At 69.8% G+C, this 923-nt stretch carries 1 protein-coding gene; it reads right to left on the reverse strand.

Features of this window, described 5'->3' with window-relative positions:
* Positions 1-776: transposase (locus tag ACY34I_RS40510; RefSeq protein WP_462760848.1), on the reverse strand; the 776-nt coding region annotated here is incomplete at its 3' end.
* Positions 777-923: the final 147 nt, after the last annotated feature.

Here is a 923-nt window from a genome sequence, read left to right on the forward strand (position 1 = left end):
GCGCTGTCGGTGGGGCTGGCGGGGTCGTTGCAGGTTTCGCTGAGGTGGACCTTGTAGCCGTTCCAGGGTTTGCTGGCGCTGCGTGTGGTGCCCCAACGGGCGTGCGTGTCGTAGGGCGAGGTGAGGCGATGCCTTCCCGGCGGGAGACCGTCTACCTTCGCCTCCCGCCGTCTGACCACCTCCCGCCCGTGTTCATCGTGCCCACGCACGTAGTTCTGCAGCAGCACCACCCGCAGCACCTCCACGGCCGGCAGTTGCGCCAGCCACGGCGGCGCCGACGGGCCGTAGACCGCCGTCAGCAGCGCGAACCCGTCACTGCCGTACGTGTTCGCCAGCTCCGCCCGTGCGGTCTGCGACGACGGCAGCCGCCAGTCGTGCACCCGCTGCCCGTACCGCCTGCTCCAGGCCGGCACGTCGATGACCTGCGCCACCCAATCCGGTGCCGCTGCGGCCAGGGCCTCCAGACAGGCGCGGACCGACTCCCCGGCCAGCTCCAGCCGGCTGAGGTCCCGCACGGCGGCCACCACGTGGGTGGCGTCCGTGCGCTGCTTACCACCCGCCGCCAGCAGCCCCTCATCAACCAGCCTGGCCAACAGCAGGTCAAGGACCCGTTCCTCCAGGTCATGGGCGATCACCCGGGCCCGGAACTCGCTCAAGACCGAAGCGTCGAAGCCGGTGTCAGCCAGGTCCAGCCCCAGCGCGTACTTCCACGACAACTTGTCCCGCACCGCCTCGGCCGCCTGCCGATCGGTCAGGTTCTCCACCAGCTGAAACACCGTGATCAATGCCAGCCGCCCAGGAGACCAACCAGGCCGGCCGCGGACCCCGAACGCCGCACCGAACTGCTCATCAGCGAACAGCTCACCCAACTGATCTCGCACCACCACCGGCAACGGCGCCTCACGCCCTGCATACATCGCACG

Source organism: Micromonospora sp. RTBAU3-60 (assembly GCF_054963695.1).